Below are 22,264 nucleotides of genomic sequence, written 5' to 3'. Positions count from 1 at the left end.
AGCGCCGCATCGGATTCGCGGCGCCGCAGACTCGCACACGCCAGATGAATCGTCACCAACGACGACGAACACGCGGTATCCAACATGACGGCCGGACCGTGCACACCGAGGAAATACGACAACCGGCCGGCCGCGAAATTGGCGGCATTGCCGAAGGGAACGTAGGGATCGATCTCGGCAGGCTGGATATTGCCGATCATGTCGAGGGCGTAGTCGCTGGTGGTCATGCCGACGAAAATCCCGGTCTGGGTGCCGCGGATCGCCTCTTTGGTGATCCCGGCGTGCTCCAACGCCTCCCAGGCCACCTCCATCAACAACCGCTGCTGAGGATCCATCGCATCGGCCTCACGCGGCGAGATACCGAAAAACTCCGCATCGAACTCAGCGGGCTGCCACGACGACAAGAACCCACCCTCACGAGAACAAATCGTCCCCGCCACGGAATGATCCGAGGAATAAAACGCATCGGCATCCCAGCGATCCGCCGGAACCCGAACAATTCCCGAACCCTCGGCACACAACAACCGCCAATAACCGGCGGGGTCATCCACCCCACCGGGCAGCCGGCAACCTATGCCGACCACCGCGATCGGCTCGGTGTCACCGGCCTCGGCCACCGCCAACCGCGCCGTCAGATCATCGATCTTGCGCAGCGCCTCGGCAACAATCGCCCGGCGATCCGGCCCCCCAGCCGGTGCAGCGTTCATCTCGCTCAACTCAACCTCCCCGAAAGCCGCGCGAGCAGCTCGTCATCTGTCACACAGACCGAGCGGAAGTATCCAGTCGGTCGAATCCGTCCCGCTGGTAGATCTCCACGCAGCTGGAGCGGCGGATCTTGCCGCTGGTCGTGATCGGGATGGCGCCCTGCGGAACCAGAACCAGATCGCCGATCGCCAAGCCGTGCGCCTTCGACAGCGCGGCCGCGACCTTCCGCCTCACCTCGTTCAGCCTGTCGGCGACCTCCTCGTCCGATCCCCCCTTGTTCTTGAACTCGGCGATCGTAACAAGCTGCTCCGACCTACTGTTCGATATGGACACCGCCGCGACGCGTCCGCCGGTGATCTCCTGCACGGTGGCCTCGATGTCGTCCGGGTAGTGGTTCTTGCCGTCGACGATCAGCAGGTCCTTGATCCGGCCGACGATGTAGAGCTCGCCGCTGGAGATGACGCCGAGGTCCCCGGTCTTGAGCCACGGACCCTGCGGCGTGCCGGGCGACGGGTCGACCAGTTTGCCGCCGAAGGTGCCCTCGGTCGCCTGCTGGTTGTGCCAGTAGCCGGCCGCCAGGTTGGGGCCGTACGCCCAGATCTCGCCGACCTTGCCCTCCGGGTTCTCGGTCTGGGTGTCGGGATCCACGATGCGAACCGTGCAGGCCCGCGGCACACCGCAGCTGACCAGCTCCACGCCGCCCTCGGGCCCGCTCAGCTCGGCGATGCCGTCAGCCAGCTTGGTGTAGTCGAAGCGCGGGGTCGGCGGCGGGCTGCCCGGGGTGTTCGAGGTCAGGTAGACGGTGGCCTCGGCCAGCCCGTAACCGGGCCGCAGCGCCGCCGGGTTGAGGTTGAACTTGGCGAACCGGTCGACGAGCCGGCGCAGCGTCGCCGCGTGCACCCGCTCGGCGCCGAACGCGAAGGTGTGGACGCGGCCCAGGTCGAGGCCTGCCATGTCCTCATCGGAGGTACGCCGGACGGCCAACTCGTAGGCGAAGTTGGGTCCACCGGTGTAGGCGTTGGGGTAGCTGGCCACCAGCTGCATCCAGCGGGCCGGCTTGGCCAGGAACGCCATCGGGCTGAAGATCACCGCTTGGTGGCCGCCGACCAGCGGGAAGATGATGCCGCACATCAGGCCCAGGTCGTGGTAGAAGGGCAGCCATGCCACCAGGGTGGTGTCGGCCGGCACCGCCTTGCCGCGGTCCTCGAAGGTGTCGGCGATCATCTGCCGCATGTTCTCGATGGCGTTGTGGTGCCCGACCATGACGCCGGCGGGTGTCCGGGTCGAGCCGGAGGTGTACTGCAGGAACGCGGTCTTGGTGTGCGCGGTGGTGGTGGGCGCCACCGGCGGCTCGGAGTCGAGGTCCAGCGCGTCGACCTCGATCACCACCGGCGGTTTTCCACCCAGGTCACGGATCGAGTTGGCGATGTCGCCGACCGCGGCCGACGTGGTCAGGATCGCCGCCGGGGCGCAGTCCCGCAGCGCGGCCGAAACCCGCTCGTCATGCGCGCCGAACATCGGCACCGGTAGCGGCACGGCGATCATCCCCGCCTCCAGCGCGCCGTAGAAGCCGATGATGTATTCCATGCTCTGCGGGGCCAACAGCGCTACCCGGTCGCCCGGCGAAGCGCAGGTCGCCAGTTCCGCGGCCACCACCTGCGCCCGGTCACGCAGCTGCGACCAGGTCACCGTCTCGCGGTACCCCTCCGGGTCGACGTCGAAGTCGATGAAGGTGTACGCGGGCGCATCCGGCTTCGCCCGGGCCCGGTCGGCCAGCAGGCTCGGGATGTGCGATTGAGTAACCGGCATAACGATGCTTTTCTCCTTGTGCTGTCAGGTCCGCGGACCTCACCTGCTCAGTAGTTCGGCCCCGTCCAGAGTCGTCACGTGTGGCGTCCGAACTGACGGTTTCGCTGCGCGGCGATCCTGCACAGCGGAGGTATGCAATTGGATTAGCGACATTTGGGATGCTTCCCTGGGGATCGGCTCCGGTGGGCAACGCTGCCCGGCCCGCTCAGCTGAGCGCGTCAGCCTCACCTGGGGCCGGTTGCTCGCCGTGCCGGTCGAAGCTGGGGGCGGGTACGTCCGGTCGCCGAGATCGCGCGGCCCATGCGGCCGGAACGGGTGGTTCGACCATCGACACGGGTACCCCTTCTGGATGCTTGGAACCTACGCAAAAACTCCTTGGACCCCGACATCCCAGGCGTTTCCCTCCCGCGGAGGCTACCACGTAGGCACTGTTGACAAGGAATTTATCGGTCCCGTACAGCGCGAACGAAGCAGACCCGGCATGTTAGCGCAGAAATCGCTAACAGCACCAGCGGTCACACCGGTACCAACAGCAAACTCACAGACAAGCCGGGGTGCGGACGCCCCCGCCCGTCACCGTCGGCAGTAGGCCGCCAGCTTCGCCTCGATGTCGCCGACCAGTTCCGGCAGGTGGTCGTTGAGGTAGAAGTGGTGACCCGGCGCGGTGAACGTCCGGGCACTGAACTCCGCGGTGGTGCGCTCGGCCCACGGGGCCACCTTCTCGGCGGTCGCGACGTCGTCTTCGTCGCCGTGGAACGCGACTATGGGGCACGACACCCGGGCCTCCGGAGGGCAGTCGTAGTTGGCGATCGCCTTCAACCCGCGCAGCGTCGGGAGGATCTTCGCGGCGAACTCCTCGTTCTCCAGGAACTCCGGATTGACCCCGGTCATCTGGCTGACCGCCTCGAGCAGGCCGCGATCGGAGTCGCCGATGTTGTCGTAGCCCGCCCGCCCCGGCGCGCCCGCCGCTGAGACGAACAACGCCGCGATCGTGTTGCCGTTCGCTTCGAATCGGCGGGCCACCTCGAAGGCCAGCAGGGCACCCATGCTGTGACCGAAGAAGGCGCCGCACCCGTCGGCCGGCGGGGCCAGCTTCTCGCAGACGCGATCGGCGAGGTCCTCGATGCTGGTGAAGGCGCCGAGGTCATGGTTGCCGCCCTTGCCGGGGTACTGCACCCCGATGCGTTTGACGTCGGTGGTGAACGCTTTGGAGAAAGGAACGTAGTACTGCGGCGATCCGCCGGCGTGCGGGAAGATGTAGAGCTTCGGGGTAGCGTCGGTCACCCGGGACACCCTAACCGGCACAACTCGGCGCGGCGGATCCGGATGCAGGGCTATCCGATCGCGGCGTCCGCCTCGTCGAACGGCGCCCCGAGCAGCGGGACCGCATCGATCCCCCGCTCGCGGCCACGCGCTACGGCGCGGCGGATCAGCGCGGCCACCCCGACGAAGCCGGCATGGTCCAGCGCCACGAACGGGGTCAACAGCCGGTTGTGCACGAACCCGAACGCCAACCCGGTCGCCGGATCGGCCCAGCCCATCGAGCCGCCCAGCCCGACATGGCCGAAGCCGGGCATCACCTGGCCGAACGGAATCGCGTGATAGCCCAGGTGGAAGGCCAGCGGAACGCCGACCGTGCGGTCCAGTTCGATGATGCGCCGACCGGTCAGGCCGTCCACCAGCCGACGCGACAGGAAACGGGTCCCGTCGATCTCCCCACCGTTGGCCAGCGCACCGTAGAGGCGTGCCAATCCGCGAGCGGTGGCCACGCCGTTGAGCGACGCCGCCTCGGTGTCGAGGAACGGGACGTCGCCGCGCACGGTGCCCATCACCCCGGGGAAATAGAACGCGCCGAATCCCCCGTACGGCAGGATGGCGGCAGCCTTGGGCGCCACGAAGTCGACAACCGGGTTCCGCCGGCCGCGCTGCGGCATGATGATCTCCGCCGCGACGGTCGGGTCGACGGCCGGCGGCCGGCCCAGATGCAGCCCGTCGGTGTTCAGCGGCGCGGCCAGCTCGGTGCGGAACAGCTCACGCATACCGGTGCCGGTGACCGCCCGGGCCAGCCCGGACACCAGCCAGCCGTAAGTCAGCGCGTGATACGCGGGCTTCCCGAACTCACGCCCCGGCGCCGCGGCCGCCATCCGGGCTTCCATCGTCACGTGGTCGAGCATGTCCGCCCTGCTGGCGCCCTGCAGATGGGTCAGGCCGACCCGATGGCCCAGCAGCTGCCGGACGGTGATCCCGGCCTTGCCGTTGGCGCCGAACTCCGGCCAGTACTGCGCGACCGGCACGTCGTAGTCGATCAGGCCCCGATCGACCAGCCGGTGAATGACCGTCGACGCCGCACCCTTGGTCGCCGAGAAGACCATGGCGCCGGTGTCGGCCGACCACGGCACCCGGCCCGCGCGGTCCGACCATCCGGTCCACACGTCCACCACGGGCCGGCCGTCCAGGTACACCGCCAGGGCGCCGCCGCCGTAACGGCGACCGGGGAACATCGCGGCGAAAGCCCGTACGGCACAGGCGAAATTCGGGTCGGCCGCGCCGTGCACGTTCGCCGGAAGCGCCGTGCGACGAGCGTGGGGATGCTGCGTCATGGCTGGGAATCTACCTCGCAATCGATGCGCATAAGTGGTGTTACCGCGCGAGTCGGGGCCCGAGCCGGCTAATGCCAGATGGCCTCGATGATCCGCTGGGCCGCCAGTGCGGGGGTCAGATCGCCGCTGAGCACCTGCCGTTCGGCCTCGGTGCGCACCTCGCGCACCGCCGGATCCGACAGCGCTCGTTCCAGCACCGCGTCGGCCACCAGCTGCCGGGTCCAGTCCACCTGCTGGGCGCGGCGCCGGGCCTCGAACTCGCCGGCGTCGATCAACGTCTGCCGGTGTCGCTCGATGGTGTCCCAGAATTCCGCCAGCCCGCTACCCTCGACGGCGCTCATCGTCAGAACCGGCGGACGCCAGAGGGTTTCACGAGGGTAGATGAGCCGGATCGCGGCCGACAGCTCTCGGGCGGCCAGCCGCGCGTCGGCGAGGTGCTCGCCGTCGGCCTTGTTGACCACCACCAGGTCAGCCAGCTCCAGCACGCCCTTTTTGATGCCCTGCAGCTGATCACCGGTGCGGGCCAGCGTCAAGAACACGAAGGTGTCGACCATGCCCGCCACCGTCACCTCGGACTGGCCGACGCCGACGGTCTCGATCAGGATCACGTCGAAGCCGGCGGCCTCCAGCAGCACCACGGTCTCGCGGGTGGCCTTGGCGACTCCACCCAGGGTCCCCGACGTCGGCGACGGCCGGATGTAGGCGTCCGGATGTGCCGCCAGCCGCTGCATCCGGGTCTTGTCACCGAGGATGGAGCCGCCGGTGCGTGTCGACGACGGGTCGACGGCCAGCACCGCCACCCGCATGCCGCGCTCGATGAGGTGCATCCCGAGCGCCTCGATGGTGGTCGACTTGCCCACTCCGGGAACACCGGTGATCCCTACCCGCCGAGCCGTCGAGCGGGCGTCCGCCTGGTGCCCGGGCGACAGCGCCAGCAGCAATTCCTGGGCTTGCCCACGGTGATCGGCACGGGTGGACTCGACCAGCGTGATGGCCCGGGGCAGCACCGAGCGATCACCGGCGCGCACCGCCGCCGCCAGTTCGGCGACGCTGTCACCCACGTTGTCAGCCATCTAGTTCGGGTCTGCGGCCGGTCCGCCCGGTTCGCCGAGCTGGTAGCCACGCTGCGACGCGAGCGTCTGCAACAGGCCCGCGGCGGCGTCGGCGATCACCGTACCCGGCGGGAAGATCGCGGTCGCCCCGGCGGCATAGAGCTCGTCGAAGTCGCCGGGCGGAATCACCCCGCCCACCACGATCATGATGTCCGGCCGACCCGCCTCGGCCAGCGCGTCGCGCAGCGCCGGCACCAGCGTCAGGTGCCCGGCGGCCAGCGATGACACCCCGACCACGTGCACGTCGTTGTCGGCGGCCTGCCGCGCCACCTCATCGGGGGTGGAGAACAGTGCGCCGACGTCGACATCGAATCCGATGTCGGCGAACGCGGTGGCGATCACCTTCTGGCCCCGGTCATGCCCGTCTTGGCCCATCTTGGCGATCAGGATGCGGGGCCGACGGCCGTCGGCTTCGGCGAACTTCTCCACCAGGGCGGTTGCGCTAGCGATATCGCTGCCTTTCCCGACTTCGTCACGGTAGACGCCTGCGATGGTACGGATCTCGGCCTGATGGCGCCCGTAAACCTTCTCCAGCGCATCGGAGATCTCGCCGAGGGTGGCCTTGGCCCGGGCGGCGTCGATGGCCAGCGCCAGCAGGTTGTTGCCCAGCCCGTCCGCCCCGGCCGCGCCGTGCGCGCCGGCCGCTCGGGTCAACTCGTCCAGCGCCGCCTGGCAGGCGGCTTCGTCGCGCTCGGCGCGCAGCTGCTCCAGTTTGGCCAGCTGTTCGGCGCGCACCCGGCTGTTCTCGACCTTGAGCACCTCGATCTCGGTGTCCTCGGTGACCTGGTACTTGTTGACGCCGATCAGCGGCTGACGCCCGGAGTCGATGCGCGCCTGGGTACGGGCGGCGGCCTCCTCGATGCGCAGCTTCGGGATGCCGTCGCTGATGGCCTGCGCCATGCCACCGTGCGCCGCCACCTCCTCGATGTGGGCGCGGGCCCGCTGCGCCAACTGGTGGGTGAGCCACTCCACGTAGTAGGAGCCGCCCCACGGGTCGATCGGCCGGGTGGTGCCCGATTCCTGCTGCAGCAGCAACTGGGTGTTGCGGGCGATGCGAGCGGAGAAGTCGGTGGGCAGGGCCAGCGCCTCGTCGAGGGCATTGGTGTGCAGCGACTGGGTGTGGCCCTGGGTGGCGGCCATCGCCTCGATGCAGGTGCGGGCGACATTGTTGTAGACGTCCTGGGCGGTCAGCGACCACCCCGAGGTCTGCGAATGGGTGCGCAGCGACAGCGATTTCGGATTCTTAGGGTTGAACTGGGCGACCAGCTCGCTCCACAGCAGCCGGCCGGCGCGCAGCTTGGCGACCTCCATGAAGAAGTTCATCCCGATGCCCCAGAAGAACGACAGCCGGGGCGCGAACTTGTCGATGTCCAAGCCGGCGTCCAGGCCCGCCCTGATGTAGTCCACGCCATCGGCCAGTGTGTAGGCCAGCTCCAGATCCGCTGTGGCACCGGCCTCTTGGATGTGGTAACCCGAGATCGAGATCGAGTTGAACTTGGGCATCTTGGTGCTGGTGTAGGCGAAGATGTCGGAGATGATCCGCATCGACGGCTTCGGCGGGTAGATGTAGGTGTTGCGGACCATGAACTCTTTGAGGATGTCGTTCTGGATGGTGCCGGCCAGCTTCTCCGGCGGCACCCCCTGCTCCTCCGCGGCGACCACGTACAGCGCCAGGATCGGCAGCACCGCACCATTCATCGTCATCGACACGCTGACCGCGCTCAGGTCGATCCCGTCGAACAGTTGCCGCATGTCGAGAATGGAATCGATTGCGACACCGGCCATCCCGACGTCGCCCTGCACGCGGGGGTGGTCCGAGTCGTAGCCGCGGTGGGTGGCCAGGTCGAACGCGACCGACAGGCCCTTCTGCCCGGCCGCGAGATTGCGCCGGTAGAAGGCGTTGGAGTCCGCAGCGGTGGAGAACCCGGCGTACTGGCGGATCGTCCACGGCTGGTTGACGTACATCGTCGGGTAGGGCCCGCGCACATACGGCGCTTCGCCGGGAAAGCTGTCCAGCGGGTAGCCGTCGGCGAGCGCGGCGGCCCGGTCGGCGGCGGTGTAGACCGGCTTGACCGCGATGCCTTCCGGGGTGTGCCACTCCAGCTGCTCGGGGGTGTAACCGTGCGCGGCAGCGGCGGCCGCGACGTGCTCGGCCACCGCGTCCGCAGAGACTTCAGCCACCGGTGTGCTGTCCTGATCCCCGTGCAGCGCGATGTCGGCGAAGCTGCCGAGAGTGCTGTGTGAGGTGCTGGCGGTCATGGCTCTCAAGCCCCCAATCGGGTAAGCAGGTCCGACAACGCCTGCACCGCATCGATTTTCATGGTCAGGTAGTCATCCGGCTTCGGGTCGGTCTCCGCGTTGGCCGCCAGTGCCTTCGCCGGTCCTGCCAGGTAGACCCGGTCGATCCCCGCGCTGCGGGCCGCTGCGATGACCCCGGCGGCTTCGGTGCCGTACCGGGTGTCGCTGCCGCACACCACCGCCACGGGCGGCGACCCGGCCGGCAAGCCCGCGCGCTCCACGGCGGGTGCCACCCCGTCGGGGTCCACCGTGCCGGGATTGACCACCTCGATACCTCCGGAGGCCAGCAGGTTGGCGGCAAACGTCGTCCGGACGTTGTGCTCGGCCATCGGGCCCAGCGGCAACAGCAGCACCTGCGGCCGGGCTCCGGTGCGGGCCAGGTGGGCATCGGAGCGGTCGCGCAGCGCCTCGAACGGCGCGGCGTAGCGGCGCAATCCGGTCGGGGTGGCCCCGGTCGCGGTCGGCGGCAACGCCGGTTCAGCCAGGTTGGGATACTCGTTGACCCCGGTGATCGCGCTGCGCCGGTGCGCGATGTCCTCGGCCCGGGCCGCTGCGGCCTCGGCGATCCGCTCGGCGATGTGCTCCCGGGCGGCGTCGAAACCCCCGAGTGCTTCGATCTCCTGGAACTGCCGCCACGCCTGTTGCGCCAACTGCTCGGTGAGATCCTCGACGAACCACGAGCCGCCGGCCGGGTCGAGCACCTGGCCCAGGTGCGACTCCTCGAGCAGCAGCAACTGGGTGTTGCGTGCGATGCGCCGGGAGAAGCTGGCCGAGGCACCGGGCTGGCCGCCGTTGATGGCGCTGTCGAACGGCCACACCAGGACGGTGTCCGCCCCGCCCACGCCCGCCCCGAATGCGGCCAGCGTGGTGCGCAGCATGTTCACCCACGGGTCGCGTTGGGTCATCATCGCCAACGACGTCTCGGCGTGAACGACGGCGGCGCCCGACTCCGGCGCCCCGGCCACTTCGGCCACCCGCGCCCACAGCCGGCGCGCCGCCCGGACCTTGGCGATCGTCATGAACTGGTCGTCGTCGGCGGCGAGCCGGAAACCGATCTGCCCGGCGGCGTCGGCGATCGGCAGTCCGGCGTCGGTGAGCGCCCGCAGATAGGCGACGGCGGCCGCCAGGCCGGCGGCCAATTCGCCGGCCGCACTGGCGCCCAGGTTGTGCAGTGCCGGACCGTTGACGTCGATCGCGCGGACCCCGCGGTGGGCGGCGGTGCGCGCCGCCACGGCGACCACCTCGTCGATCGTCGGGGCCGGCACCCCGGTCAGAGCGGCGATCAGCGGGTCGGCGCCCAGATCCAGCGACAGGTTGGCACGGTTATCCGGGTCGAGACCGTCGACCAGCGCAAGCATCGCGTCCGCTGCGCCGGTGTAGTCGCCGGCTCCGGCTCCGTCCAGGAGCACCGGGACCAGTTCCAGGTAGACGTCGGCGAAGACCTGCCGCAGTTCATCGGCGGGCACGCCGTTCTCGCCGACCCGCACCGCCAGGGCGCTGACGCCCTCGGTCAGGGCGCCCAGCACCACGCCGTTGACGTCGGCCCCCGACGCCGGCCCGTTGCCGGGGAAGTACTCGACGACCTTCCAGCCGCTGTTGACGTCGCGCAGTGCGTCAGCACCCCGCACGTAGGGCCATTGGCCAGGCAGCGGCTGCTCGGGCAGCGCATCGAAGGCGGTGTAGAGCGCCCGGATCGCGAAGCCGCCCGGCCCGTCGACGGGGGTGTCCAACAGCCGCTCGGGCTCGCCGCCGGTCTCGGAGTCGATATCGGCCGGTTCGCGGCGCGAGCTCTTGGCCAGCACCGCGGCCACCGCGGCACGCCAGCGGTCCCGGGCCTGCTCCATGCCGGCGGGTTCTGCGGACACGTCGATTGACACCGGCGACTCCTGTTATTACTCGTGAGTAACTGATGGATCGCTACTCGACACGTGTTCACCAGGCTAAATGATCGCGCTCGGCGGGCGCGGCGGAGGTGCGCCGGACGCCAAAACCGCCTTGGTGCGCCGCAATTCGTTAACCATCGGCCCGTACCCTGATGGCCGTGAAGACCGCTGCGACCGGAATCCCGCAGGCGCTGCGCAACGCATGGCCGGCGGCGGTGGCCATCGCCCGTCAGGTGGCCGTGTGGCGATTGGCGTTGACCACGGCGGTGATCGTGACCCTGGTCGCGGTGGCACTGCTGGTCCCGGTGCCGACCGCGGTGCAGTTGCGGGACTGGGCGCAGACGCTCGGCCCGTGGTTTCCACTGGCGTTTCTGGCCGCACACACCGTGGTCACGGTGCTTCCGTTCCCCCGTACCGCGTTCACCCTCGCCGCCGGCCTGCTGTTCGGGCCCTGGCTGGGCATTGTCCTGGCGGTGTCGGCCAGCGCGCTGAGCGCCGTAACGGTGCTGGTCCTGATGCGGGTGTTCGGTTGGCAGCTGAGCCGGGTGGTGCGTCATCCGCGGATGCACTCGCTGGACGCCCGGCTGCGTGAGCGCGGCTGGCCGGCGGTGGTGTCGCTGCGGTTGATTCCGGCGATCCCGTTCTCGGTGATCAACTATGCCGCCGGCGCGTCGGCGGTGCGGTTGCTGCCTTATACGGTGGCCACCCTGGTCGGGCTACTGCCGGGCACCGCCGCGGTGGTGGTGCTGGGTGACGCGCTCACCGGCGATGTGAGCCCACAGCTGTTCGCGGTGTCGGCATGCACCGCCGCGGTCGGGGTGGCACTGCTGGTCTACGAGGTGCGCAGCCACCGCCGCCACCCGGGTACCGGGGATACCAGCGCCGCCGCCGGGGCCGCCGAGCCGGCGGTGACCTGCTGAGCATGTCCGTCCTCGCCGAAGCCGCCAGTCGACTGCTGCGGTCGAGGCGGCTGACGCGGGCTCCGATCTGGCTGTACCGGGCACGACTCGGCGGCCTGCTGGGAGGGCGCCTGCTGATGCTCGAGCACCTCGGACGCAACACCGGTGCCCGGCGCCACGTCGTGCTGGAGGTTCTCGAAGTCCGGGGCCACCCTGCCGACAGCTACGTCGTTGCCTCCGGTTTCGGGGATCGGGCCCAGTGGTTCCGCAACATCACCGCCGACCCGCGGGTCCGGGTCTACGCCGGCAGCCGGCCGCCCGCTGCGGCCACCGCGCGGGTACTGGATCAGGGCGAGGCGGACCGGGTGCTGGGTGACTACATCCGGCGCCACCCGCGCACCTGGGAGCGGTTCAGCGCGGTGCTCGAACGGACGTTGGGCACGCCGGTCACCGCGACCGACACCGCGCTGCCGATCGTCGAACTGCGGCTGGACCGATGACCCGGCGCACGATGCCCTGGCAAACGACACGAAGGCCTCCCCAATCCGGCAACAATTCGGTGTAAAACAGCCTGCGCAGATCGAGAAAATGCGTAAAGCCCCGTTAACGTTGATGTCAGTGCCGGCACGGCACGAATTCGAGCGGTGCTCGACGGATCGAAGGGACCGGATCAATGCCTGATCAGAACGCCGCGGTGCGCAAATATTTGACCGAAATGATCGGCACGTTTGTTTTCATGTTCGCGGTGATCGGCATCGTGTTGGGCGGATCCGAATGCGTCGTCGCCGCCACCGCGCTGGGCATCGGCGCTGTGCTGATGGTGATGGTGTACGCCAGCGGGCATATTTCGGGAGGCCACCTGAACCCGGCGGTGTCGATCGCCGCCTATTTGCGGGGGGCACTGCCCTTGGGCGATCTCGGGCCCTACATCGTCGCCCAGTTGGTCGGCGCGCTCGCCGCATTCGGAGTGGGTTTCGGACTGTGGCACGACAAATACTCCACCGGCACCCTGGATCTGAGCGGTGCCGTCTGGCCGGCATTCCTGGCCGAATTGGTATTCACATTCGCGCTCTGCTACGTAGTGTTGCACACGGCAACCAGCAAAGACAGTGCCGGCAACAGCTTCTACGGTCTGGCGATCGGGTTCATCGTCACCGTCGGTGTGGTGGCGGTCGGCGCCATCTCCGGTGCCGCGTTCAACCCGGCCATCACCTTCGGGCTGATGCTGTCGGGCGTCTTCGCCTGGAAGTTCCTCTGGGTCTACCTGCTGGCCCAGGTGCTCGGCGCGGTCGTGGCCGCCTACGCCTACAAGGCCACCAGCCTCGACGAACACACCGCCACCCGCCACGAACACAGCGGCGGCCGCCGGGGTTGACGGCTCGTCACGGCTCCAGGGCCCGTACGCCGCTTCCCGCGGTATGCGGGCCCTGCCCCGTCATGACGGCGAACACGGCCAGCAGCAGCACCGCCGGCACGATGTTGGCCGCGCGGTTGCGGACCCGCAGCTGGATGCCGAGCGCCCCGGCGAAATACGCGGTCAGCATTGCGGTGGTCGCCCGGGCGACACCCGGGAAGCGGAATACCGACCCCAGGCCCAGCGCGGCGGCGGCCTTGGCCACCGGGACCGCCCAGCGGACCCGGGGCGGGATCCGCATGGCGTCCATGTTCCTGGCCACGTAGGGCACCGGAATCGCCGACGCCACCGCGTCGGCGGCCAGAAACGCCGCCAGCGCCGCGTAGGTCGGCCGCCGGGTCAGCGCGCTCACGCCATGCCGGTGTCGAGCTGCGGCGGCAGGATCGCTCCCTCGACCGGCTTGCGCGCATCGGCCTCGGCCTTGGCGACCGCCTGTGCGATCGCCGGGTCGGTCTGGGTGGTGAACCAGTCGGCGACCTCGTCGCTGTCGTCCTCCGGCCGGGTCGGGGTGTCGTCGACCGGCGACGGCTGGTAACGGAAGACGCCGTCCTCGCCCGGTGCTCCCAGCAGCTTGGTGAAGCCCTGCAGCGCGCTGCCGAAGTCGCTGGGCACCACCCACACCTTGTTGGCCTCGCCGCGCGCCATCTCCGGCAGTACCTGCAGATACTGGTAGGCCAGCAGCTCGGGGGTGGGCCGGCCGGCCTTGATCGCCGCGAACGTCTTCTCGATGGCCTTGGCCTGGCCCTGCGCCTGCAGGTAGGCCGCAGCCCGCTCGCCCTGGGCCCGCAGCATCCGGGACTGACGCTCACCCTCGGCAGCCAGGATCGAGGCCTGTTTGGCGCCCTCGGCGGTGAGGATCTCGGCCTGCTTCTCCCCCTCGGCCTGCTTGATCGCGGCCTCGCGCTGGCCCTCGGCGGTGAGGATCATCGCCCGCTTCTCGCGGTCGGCCTTCATCTGCTTCTCCATCGACGCCTGGATCGACGGCGGCGGGTCGATGCTGCGCAGCTCCACCCGGGCCACCCGCAGCCCCCAGCGGCCGGTCGCCTCGTCGAGGACACCGCGCAGCTGGCTGTTGATCACCTCACGCGAGGTCAGCGTCTGTTCCAGCGTCATCCCGCCGACCACGTTGCGCAGCGTGGTGGTGGTCAGCTGCTCCACACCGACGATGTAGTTGCTGATCTCGTACACCGCGGCCTTGGGATTGGTGACCTGGAAGTAGACCACGGTGTCGATGTTCAGCGTCAGGTTGTCCTCGGTGATCACCGGCTGCGGGGGGAACGACACCACCCGTTCGCGCAGGTCGATGCGCGCGCGCACCCGGTCGATGAACGGCACCAGCAGGGTCAACTGGCCGCTGACCGTGCGGCTGTAGCGACCCAGCCGTTCGATCACCGCCGCCTCCGCCTGCGGGATCAGTGCCACCGATTTGGCGACCACGATCGCCGCGAACACCACCAGGACAGCCAGCAACACCAGGCCGGTCGTAGCGCCTTCCATGAGCACTCCCTTTCTCTACAAGACCTTGCTGACCACCGCGGTGGCCCCGTCGATGTGCATCACGGTGACCTGCTCTCCCGGCTCGAAGACGTCGTCGTCGGCCAGTGGGCGCGCCGTCCACACCTCGCCGCCGAGTTTCACCCGGCCGCCATGCTGCTCGACCCGGTCGAGCACCAGCGCGGTCTTGCCCTGCAGGGCCACCACACCGGTCTCAGCGCCGGCCCCCGACCACAGCCGCCGCCGCAGTGCCGGCCGCACCAGGATCAGCAGCAGCACCGACACCACCAGGAAAACCGCGCCGTCCGACCACAGCGGCCAGCCGGTCAGCCAACTCGCCCCCGCCGCCGACAGCGCACCGCCGGACAACATCAACAGGAACATGTCGCCCGTGAGCGCCTCGGCGCCGGCGAGCCCGAGAGCGAAGACCAACCAGATCAGGGCAGTCGACATGCCGCCAGGATAGCTTGAGAATCACCGAAACCCGTGCGGACCGGGACGGGCAGCGCGGACAACTACACTGCCTTGCATCATGTGGTGCCCCAGTGTCTCCTTATCGGTGTGGGCCAACGCCTGGCTTGCCGGCCAGGCGGCGCCCGACGATCTGTTGGACGCACTATCGGCTTGGGCGCCAGTGCAATCGGTGGCCGCTTATGACGCGATCAGCATCGGCGAGGCCGGGTGGGCCTGGTCGGGCGGGCACGACGGAGGGTCGGCCTCGTTGCTGCAGCTGGTGCGCGGTGCGGCCGCCCCGGCCGCCGGGCCGGCCGCCGGGTCGGCCATCCAGCCGGTGCTTCCGGTTCCCGGCGACGTACGCGGGCTGCCGGCCGGAACCGTGTTCGCCCGCGAGGCGGTGGCCGCCGGCGAGGCGGTGCTGATCGGGAGCGCGGATTCCTCGGGTGCGATCGGACTGGTGCCGCTCTACCTCGAGGATCCCGATTCCCCCGGCGAACCCGTCACCGAACTGTCCTGGACCGCCTACCCGCTGACCGGGATGCCGGTCGCCGAGCACCACGACCTCGGCGACGCCGAGTATGCGTTGCGCTCGGCGGTCCGAACGGCCGCCGAGGCATTGGGGTCGACCAGTTCACGCTGGGCCGACTACGGCGTCGAAGACCCCCGACTCCAGGTCGAACAGATGCTGGAAGCCGCGGCGCTGCACCGTGTTCCAGATCACGCGCCGCCGCGCGCGGTGCGGGTGCTGCAAAGCGCCGCCCACGTCGAGGCGATTGTCGCCGTCAGCGCCGATCTGCTCACCGCCACCGCGCACTCCTCGAGCGCGGTGCAGAGCGCGGTCGATGCCGTCCGCCCGCTGGCTGCGGTGGTGCGCTCGGCGCGCAACGCCGCGGTGACCGCGATCCTGCGCTCGGCCTGGCGGTAGATCTGCGGCGGTGACCCGTCAGCGCACCGCGGGCGCCACGGCCACCGCGCAGTGCGCTGCCCCGCATGGTGCCCCGTCGACACCGAACCCGCAGCCCAGCCCGGCCGGGCCGGCAAGCCGCTGGGGTGGGCCGCCGTTGCGCAGTTCGTCGATGAGCCCGCGCACCAGCCGCGCCAACCGCCGGTCCGCGTTCGGGGTGGCTGCGCGGGCGTAGGCGATTCCGGCCGCCTGCGCCTGCTCGGCCACCTCGGTGTCGAGATCCCAGAGCACCTCGATGTTGTCGCTGAGAAATCCGATGGGGCACACGATCACCGCGCGGATCCCCGATTCGGCGAGCCCAGCGACATGTGCCTCGACGTCGGGCTCCAGCCAGGGCACCTGCGGCGGCCCGGAGCGCGACTGCCACACCTGGTCATAGTGGGGGTATCCCGCCGCGGCCGCCACCAGGCGGGTCGCGTGCGCGACCTGGCGGCTGTAGAGCCGCCGCCCGTAGCGGTCGTCTGCGGCCACCGGTATCGAGTGCGCGGTGAACACCAGCCGGGCGCTGTCTCGCAGGTCGGCCGGCAGCGTGTCGGCGGCTGCGGCGATCGCCTCGGCGAACATCGCCACGAACAGCGGATGGTCGAAGTACTGGCGCAGTTTGATCAGTTCCGGGGCACCGCGACCGACGGCGGCCCGTGCCCGGGCGATGTCTTGCGAATACTGCTCGCAGCCCGAGTACCCGCCCCACGCCGAGGTGGCGAACACCGCCGCGCGGCGCACCCCGTCATCGGCCATCGCCGCGACCGTGTCCTCGACGAAGGGCTCCCAGTTTCGATTGCCGAAATAGACTGGCAGTTCCGGCAATTCGGCGCGCAGTGCGTCGGCCAGCGCTCGGTTGATCGCGTTGATCGGCGATACCCCGCCGAAATGCCGGTAGTGCTGCGCGACCGCGTCGAGCCGGGCCGGCGGCACGCCGCGTCCCCGGGTGACGTTCGCCAGGAACGGCCGGACCTGCTCGGGTCCCTCGGGCCCGCCGAAGGAGAGGAGTAAGACGGCGCCTATATCCACCCGGCGTCCTATTTAGAGCAACTGGGTGTGGGCGCCGCCGTCGGCGTAGATGACGGTGCCGGTGGTGGCGGGCAGCCAGTCCGACAACAGTGCGCAGACGGTCTTGGCCACCGGTGCGGGATCCTTCATGTCCCAGCCGACCGGGGCACGCTGATCCCAGCCCTCCTCCAGCAGCCGGATCTGCTCGCCGGCGCCCTCGCCGAGCGCACCGCCCACGATGGCGCTCATCGCCAGGGTGCGGATCGGCCCGGCCGCAACCAGATTCGACCGCACGCCGGCCGGGCCGGCCTCCCGCGCGACGAAGCGGTTCACCGACTCCAGCGCGCTCTTGGCCACCGTCATCCAGTTGTAGGCCGGCATCGCCCGGGTCGGGTCGAAGTCCATGCCCACGATCGACCCGCCGGGGTTCATGATCGGCAGCGTCGCCTTGGCCAGGGAGGCATAGGAATACGCCGAGATGTGAATGCCCTTGGCGACGTCCTCGTAGGGGGCGTCGAAGAACGGGTTGACGCCCATGCCGGTCTGCGGCATGAACCCGATCGAGTGCACCACGCCGTCGAGCTTGTTGCCCTCCCCGATCACCTCGGTGACCCGGTCGGCCAGCGTGTCCAGGTGCTCCTGGTTCTGCACGTCGAGTTCCAATAACGGCGCCGGCTCCGGAAGCCGATCGATGATGCGCTGGATCAGCCGCAGCCGGTCGAAGCCGGTGCACACCAGCTGCGCGCCGGCCTCCTGGGCTTCCTTGGCGATGTGGAACGCGATCGAGGAGTCGGTGATGATCCCGGTGACCAGGATCCGCTTGCCTTCGAGAATGCCTGCCATGTCAGTCCTTTTCGTTCGGGGGCGTCAGTGGCCCATGCCCATGCCGCCGTCGACGGGGATCACCGCGCCGGCGATGTAGCCGGCGTCCTCGGACGCCAGGAAGCTGACCGCCCCGGCGACCTCCTCGGCGGTTCCGACGCGCTTGGCGGGGATGAACTCCAGTGCACCGGCCTGAATCCGCTCGTCGAGCGCGCGGGTCATCTCGGTGTCGATGTAGCCGGGGGCGACGACGTTGGCGGTGACGCCCGCCTTGGACAGCTCCCGCGAGATCGAGCGGGCCATGCCGATCAGACCGGCCTTGGCCGCGGCGTAGTTGGCCTGGTTGCCGATGCCCCACATGCCCGACACCGAGCCGATGTAGATGATCCGGCCGAAACGCTTGCGCTGCATGCTGCGCGACGCCCGCTGGGTCACCCGGAAGGCGCCGGTGAGGTTGGCGTCGATGACCTCTTCGAATCGCTCCTCGGTCATCCGCATCAGGAACGCGTCCTTGGAGATGCCGGCGTTGGCCACCAGCACCTCCACCGGGCCCTGGTGCTCCTCGACCTCTTTGAACGCCCGGTCGACGGCCTCGTTGTCGGTGACATCGCAAACCACCCCGAACAGTCCTTCCGGCGCCCCGGAGCCGCGGTGGGTCACCGCCACCTGGTGGCCGTCGGCGGCCAGCCGCTGCGCGATCGCCAATCCGATACCCCGGTTACCGCCGGTGACCAGGACCGAACGGGAGACGAACGGGGGCTTTGCTGCGGACGTTTCGCTGTCAGTCACCGGCATAACCTATCGAATCAACCCGCTGACGCTGCGCTGAGGGCGCGCTGCCCTCGCACTTTCGCGCCCAGGGCGCAGCGTCAACGATGGACGGCTCAGGCGGGCAGCCGCCGGTTCAGCAGCAGCGCCGCCAGCCCGGCCAGCGCCAGGATGAACGAGCCCAGCCGCAGCCAGCCGGTGCTGGCATCGCCGCGGATGGTTTCGAAACCGATCTGGTCCTGCAGGGTCGCGTAGACCTCTTTGAGCTGGGCCAGGCTTGAGGCGGTGTAGGCGCTGCCGCCGGACAGGTCGGCGATCTTCTTCAGCGAGTCGTCGTCGACGGGCACCGGCTGACGCTGCTCGTTGATCTCGACATAGCCGTAAGCGGTGCCGAACGAGATGGTCGAGACCGGGACTCCCTGGTCCTTGGCGGTGCGCGCCGCGGTGAACGACCCCTTGGGGTTGTCCGGGTTGGACGGCACGGTCTCCTTGCCGTCGGACAGCAGCACGATGCGGGCCGGCGGCGGGGTGTCGCCGCCGCCGATGACCGCGCCCACGGTGGCGATCGCCTGCAGCGCCGTGAAGATGCCCTCCCCGGTCGCGGTCCGGTCGGCCAGCTGCAGCTTGTCGATCGCCGCCTTGGTGGCCTCCCGGTTGGTGGTGGGCGAGGTCAGCACGGTCGCCGTGCCTGCGTAGGCGATCAAGCCCAGGTTGATGCCGGCGGTGAGCTCGTCGGCGAACTGCTTGCCGGCCTCCTGCGCGGCGACCAGCCGGCTGGGTTCGACGTCGGTGGCACGCATCGACTGGGACACGTCGATCACCAGCATCACCACTGCGCGATTACGCGGGATCCGCACATCGTGGGTGGGGCCGGCCATCGCGATGGTGAACAGCAGCAGCGAGCTCACCAGCAGGACCGCCGACAGGTGCCGCCAACGGGTCGGCGACTTGGGGGCCACGCTCTCCAGCAACTCCATGTTGGCGAACCGCAGGATCCGCCGCTGCCGCGCGACCTGCATCAGGATGTAGAGCGCGACCAAGCCCATGACGACGAACAGGAACAGGAAGAACCACGGGTGAGCGAAGCCGGACAGGGTCATCGGCCCGAGTAGCGGCAATGTCATAGCAGACCTGTCTGTTGCATGCGGGTCGAGATCACGGCGCGCCCGCCAGCGCGCCGCGCCGGCGAGACTCGACGAATCGGACGATGTCGGCGATCCAGTCGCGGTCGGTGCGCAGGGACAACAACGGCGCACCACAGCTGCGCAACGCATGCGCGACGTCGGCGCGGTGGGCGGTGGCGGCCCGGGCGAAGTCATCGCGCAGCTTGGCGTCGATGGTGAACTCGCGGGTGACGCCCGATTCGGTGTCCTGCAGCACCACGTCGCCGACGTCGGGCAGTTCGACGTCACGCGGGTCGAGCACCTCGATACCGAGCACCTCGTGGCGGGCGGCGATCGCCCGCAGTGGCCGCATCCAGTTGATCGGGCCCAGGAAGTCGCTGATGATGACCGCCATGCCGCGCCGGCGTTCCGGCCGGCGCAACGCGTCGATGGCCGCGCCCAGATCACCGCGCACCCCGGCCGGTGCCCGCGGGACGGTGGCGATGGTGCGCAGCAGCGTCTGCTCGTGGTTGCGCCCGGAGCGCGCCGGCACCCGCAGTACCTGATCGCCGTTGGCCACCAAAGCTCCCAGCCGGTTGCCGCCGCCGCTGTTGAGGTAGACGATGGCCGCGGCCGCCGCCACCGCCAGGTCACGCTTCTCGCAGGTGGCGGTGCCGAAATCCATGCTGGCCGACATGTCGACCACCAGCCAGGTCTCCAGCTCCCGGTCGGCGATCATCTGGCGGACGTGCGGATGGGTGGTTCGCGCCGTGACCGACCAGTCCATCCGGCGCACGTCGTCGCCGGGCTGGTAGGGCCGCGATTCGCCCGGCTCGGAGCCCGGGCCGGGGATCAACCCGAGGTGGTCGCCGTGCAGCACTCCGTCGAGCTTGCGTTTGACGGTCAGCTCGAGCGTTCGCAGCGCGGCCGCCAACTTGGGGTCGCGGATCCCGCCGCGCAGCATCGACGGCGGTGCGGTGCTGGTTGCCGGGTCTGGCGTCTCCCGCCCGGTGTCCGGGTCGCTCACCGACCGCTGGCCACAGCCGCCGCGGTCGGGGCACCCGGCGAGGCCTGGTGCGGCTGCTGCGGAACGGCGTTCACCTGCGGCAGCGGCACCGTCTGCAGCACCCGGTTGATGACGATCTCCGAAGTGATCTCGTCGGCCAGCGCGTCGTAGGACAGCACCAACCGGTGACGCAGCACGTCGGGGATCACCTCGATGACGTCCTGCGGGATCACGTAGTCGCGGCCGCGCACCAGGGCCAGCGCCCGGGAGGCGGAGATGATGCCCAGCGAGGCGCGCGGCGAGGCACCGAAGGACAGCCAGTTCTTCACATCCGGCATGCCGAACTGCTCGGGCACCCGCGTCGCGGTGATCACACGCACCACGTAGTCGACCAGTGCGTGGTGCACGAAGTTGTTGGCCGCCAGGCCCTGCAACCGCAGCAGGTCGCCGGTGCCCAGGATCTGCTTGGGCTCGGGCGGGGTGACACCCATCCGGTAGATGATCTCGCGCTCCTCTTCCGGCGAGGGGTAGCCGACGTTGATCTTGAACAGGAAGCGGTCGCGCTGCGCCTCGGGCAGCGGGTAGACGCCCTCGTGCTCGATCGGGTTCTGGGTGGCCATCACCAGGAACGGGTTGGGCAGGGCGAAGGTCTTGCCGCCGATGGACACCTTGCGCTCCTGCATGACCTCCAGCAGCGCCGACTGCACCTTGGCCGGGGCCCGGTTGATCTCGTCGGCCAGCAGGAAGTTGACCATCACCGGCCCGAGCTCGGTGTCGAACTCCTCGCGGCCCTGCCGGTAGATGCGGGTGCCGATGATGTCGGTCGGCACCAGGTCCGGGGTGAACTGGATGCGGGCGAACGCCCCGCCGACCACTTTGGCGAAGGTCTCCACGGCCAGCGTCTTGGCGACGCCGGGAACGCCCTCGAGCAGTACGTGGCCTTTGGCCAGCAGTCCGACCAGGATCCGCTCGACGAGTTGGTCCTGCCCGACGATGACCCGCTTGACCTCGAAGATGGCGCGCTCCAGCGCGTGCACATCGGCGGCGAGCCCGCTACCGCCGACTGCGCCTCCCTCGGCACCAGCCGAACTCGGGAAACCGCTGGCGCCCGCGGGCGTCCCATCCGATGACGTCATCGAGAAATCCTCCACAAAGGTCGGTCAGACACAACTGCTGGCACGGCCCGCGGGCCGAGGGGCAGCGTCGTGCCCGCGTTTCACTATTCCAGGGATAGCAGCATCCGTCGACGTAAGGCCTTCAACGGGTGTGTCAGTACTCGATTATCCGGGTCAGGTACGGCGTCATCCCGGCGGTTCGCACCGGGCTGACGACGACCTTGCCGGCGCTGCCGGAGGCCTCCAGCATCTTCCCGCCGCCCAGGAAGATGGCGACGTGCTGACCACCACCGGGGCCCCAGAACATCAGGTCGCCGCGGCGGGCCTGGCTGGGTGAAATGTGCCGGCCGGCGCTGTACTGGTCGCCGGAGAACCGTGGGATCAGGACCCCGACACCGGCGAAGGCGTAGCGCATCAATCCGGAGCAGTCGAAGCCGACCGTTCCCGCCCCGGAGTCGATCCCCTTACTGGGCCCGGTCAACGAGCCGCCGCCCCAGGAGTACGGCACCCCCCGCTGGGAGCCGGCGCGGCGGATGACGTACTCGATGGCCTGCTGGCCCCGCACCCGCTGGCCGGGCGCGACGTTGCCGGCGGCCTCGTCTCCGACGTTGAAGCCGAGACCGGACAGGAACTTCTTGCCCAGGTCCATCGTCGTCTGGGTGGCCTGGGCGGTGGCCGCCAAGGACGCGTTGGCGATCGCCAGCGGGTCACCCGGCGCTCCGGCGCTGATCGTCGCCGGCAGGGTCGGGTCCCACCCCGGTTCGGCCTCGGCCGGCCCGGCCAGACTCAACATCACCGGGATCGCCATGAGCAGCGCCCCGGTGAT

21 protein-coding genes are annotated in these 22,264 nt (G+C 69.5%); 4 read left to right on the top strand and 17 right to left on the bottom strand.

The features are described from left to right. The 7 genes from AWC24_RS17520 to mutA form a co-directional block, all read right to left on the bottom strand. The coding region (locus AWC24_RS17520) for a beta-ketoacyl [acyl carrier protein] synthase domain-containing protein (RefSeq protein ID WP_133055733.1) at positions 1-707 on the bottom strand (707 nt) is incomplete at its 3' end. Positions 708-756: 49 nt separating this feature from the next. Further along, complete coding sequence (locus AWC24_RS17515; RefSeq protein WP_085087046.1) at positions 757-2,514, bottom strand: AMP-binding protein; 1,758 nt, start codon at positions 2,512-2,514, stop codon at positions 757-759. Positions 2,515-3,087: 573 nt separating this feature from the next. After that, positions 3,088-3,798, bottom strand: coding sequence for a thioesterase II family protein (locus tag AWC24_RS17510; RefSeq protein WP_085087045.1), 711 nt, complete (start codon positions 3,796-3,798; stop codon positions 3,088-3,090). A 50-nt stretch (positions 3,799-3,848) separates the two neighbouring features. Continuing rightward, positions 3,849-5,114: an esterase/beta-lactamase LipL gene (gene lipL / locus AWC24_RS17505; RefSeq protein WP_085087043.1), complete on the bottom strand. Its 1,266-nt coding sequence runs from the start codon at positions 5,112-5,114 to the stop codon at positions 3,849-3,851. Between the two features lie 68 nt (positions 5,115-5,182). Then, positions 5,183-6,187, bottom strand: coding sequence for a methylmalonyl Co-A mutase-associated GTPase MeaB (meaB, locus tag AWC24_RS17500; protein WP_085087041.1), 1,005 nt, complete (start codon positions 6,185-6,187; stop codon positions 5,183-5,185). After that, a complete protein-coding gene (gene scpA, locus AWC24_RS17495) occupies positions 6,188-8,485 on the bottom strand; it encodes a methylmalonyl-CoA mutase (RefSeq protein ID WP_085087039.1) in 2,298 nt (765 codons plus the stop codon). 5 nt (positions 8,486-8,490) lie between these two features. Further along, positions 8,491-10,401, bottom strand: a complete 1,911-nt coding sequence (gene mutA, locus AWC24_RS17490) for a methylmalonyl-CoA mutase small subunit (RefSeq protein WP_085087037.1) — start codon at positions 10,399-10,401, stop codon at positions 8,491-8,493. 164 nt (positions 10,402-10,565) lie between these two features. Between mutA and AWC24_RS17485 the strand changes: the two genes are divergently transcribed. The 3 genes from AWC24_RS17485 (at position 10,566) to AWC24_RS17475 (ending at position 12,681) form a co-directional block, all read left to right on the top strand. After that, a complete protein-coding gene (locus AWC24_RS17485; RefSeq protein WP_109560540.1) occupies positions 10,566-11,327 on the top strand; it encodes a TVP38/TMEM64 family protein in 762 nt (253 codons plus the stop codon). A 2-nt stretch (positions 11,328-11,329) separates the two neighbouring features. Continuing rightward, entirely contained in the window at positions 11,330-11,806 is a 477-nt protein-coding gene (locus AWC24_RS17480; RefSeq protein ID WP_085087033.1) for a nitroreductase family deazaflavin-dependent oxidoreductase, read from the top strand. A 173-nt stretch (positions 11,807-11,979) separates the two neighbouring features. Beyond that, a complete protein-coding gene (locus AWC24_RS17475; RefSeq protein ID WP_085087031.1) occupies positions 11,980-12,681 on the top strand; it encodes an aquaporin in 702 nt (233 codons plus the stop codon). 7 nt (positions 12,682-12,688) lie between these two features. On the opposite strand, the gene AWC24_RS17470 is transcribed toward AWC24_RS17475, so the two are convergent. The 3 genes from AWC24_RS17470 to AWC24_RS17460 are packed head-to-tail and all read right to left on the bottom strand — an operon-like array spanning position 12,689 to position 14,667. Further along, positions 12,689-13,072, bottom strand: coding sequence for a DoxX family protein (locus AWC24_RS17470; protein ID WP_085087029.1), 384 nt, complete (start codon positions 13,070-13,072; stop codon positions 12,689-12,691). Continuing rightward, positions 13,069-14,217: an SPFH domain-containing protein gene (locus tag AWC24_RS17465; protein WP_085087027.1), complete on the bottom strand. Its 1,149-nt coding sequence runs from the start codon at positions 14,215-14,217 to the stop codon at positions 13,069-13,071. Before AWC24_RS17465 ends, AWC24_RS17470 begins: the two co-directional genes overlap by 4 nt. Before the next feature lie 15 nt (positions 14,218-14,232). Continuing rightward, positions 14,233-14,667, bottom strand: coding sequence for an NfeD family protein (locus tag AWC24_RS17460; protein ID WP_085087025.1), 435 nt, complete (start codon positions 14,665-14,667; stop codon positions 14,233-14,235). Positions 14,668-14,746: 79 nt separating this feature from the next. Between AWC24_RS17460 and AWC24_RS17455 the strand changes: the two genes are divergently transcribed. After that, a complete protein-coding gene (locus AWC24_RS17455; RefSeq protein WP_085087023.1) occupies positions 14,747-15,595 on the top strand; it encodes an Rv1486c family protein in 849 nt (282 codons plus the stop codon). A gap of 18 nt (positions 15,596-15,613) precedes the next feature. On the opposite strand, the gene AWC24_RS17450 is transcribed toward AWC24_RS17455, so the two are convergent. From AWC24_RS17450 to ripB, 7 genes are all read right to left on the bottom strand, one after another. Continuing rightward, positions 15,614-16,645, bottom strand: a complete 1,032-nt coding sequence (locus AWC24_RS17450; RefSeq protein ID WP_085087021.1) for a ferrochelatase — start codon at positions 16,643-16,645, stop codon at positions 15,614-15,616. Positions 16,646-16,657: 12 nt separating this feature from the next. Continuing rightward, positions 16,658-17,467 carry an NADH-dependent enoyl-ACP reductase InhA gene (inhA, locus tag AWC24_RS17445; protein WP_085087019.1) on the bottom strand — a complete coding sequence of 270 codons (810 nt, stop codon included), beginning with the start codon at positions 17,465-17,467 and terminating at the stop codon, positions 16,658-16,660. Between the two features lie 24 nt (positions 17,468-17,491). Continuing rightward, positions 17,492-18,241 carry a 3-oxoacyl-ACP reductase FabG1 gene (gene fabG1 / locus AWC24_RS17440; RefSeq protein WP_085087017.1) on the bottom strand — a complete coding sequence of 250 codons (750 nt, stop codon included), beginning with the start codon at positions 18,239-18,241 and terminating at the stop codon, positions 17,492-17,494. An 89-nt stretch (positions 18,242-18,330) separates the two neighbouring features. Continuing rightward, positions 18,331-19,338 (bottom strand): VWA domain-containing protein, encoded by a 1,008-nt coding sequence (locus AWC24_RS17435; RefSeq protein ID WP_085087015.1) that lies wholly within the window; start codon positions 19,336-19,338, stop codon positions 18,331-18,333. A 31-nt stretch (positions 19,339-19,369) separates the two neighbouring features. Beyond that, positions 19,370-20,281, bottom strand: coding sequence for a DUF58 domain-containing protein (locus tag AWC24_RS17430; protein ID WP_085087198.1), 912 nt, complete (start codon positions 20,279-20,281; stop codon positions 19,370-19,372). Between the two features lie 59 nt (positions 20,282-20,340). Further along, positions 20,341-21,459, bottom strand: a complete 1,119-nt coding sequence (gene moxR1 / locus AWC24_RS17425; RefSeq protein ID WP_085087196.1) for a chaperone MoxR1 — start codon at positions 21,457-21,459, stop codon at positions 20,341-20,343. A 133-nt stretch (positions 21,460-21,592) separates the two neighbouring features. Beyond that, positions 21,593-22,246: an NlpC/P60 family peptidoglycan endopeptidase RipB gene (gene ripB / locus AWC24_RS17420; RefSeq protein WP_085087194.1), complete on the bottom strand. Its 654-nt coding sequence runs from the start codon at positions 22,244-22,246 to the stop codon at positions 21,593-21,595. Positions 22,247-22,264: the final 18 nt, after the last annotated feature.

This window comes from Mycolicibacter senuensis, from assembly GCF_002101885.1.
Lineage (GTDB): Bacteria > Actinomycetota > Actinomycetes > Mycobacteriales > Mycobacteriaceae > Mycobacterium > Mycobacterium senuense.
This window is presented reverse-complemented; position numbering and strand designations above follow the sequence as displayed.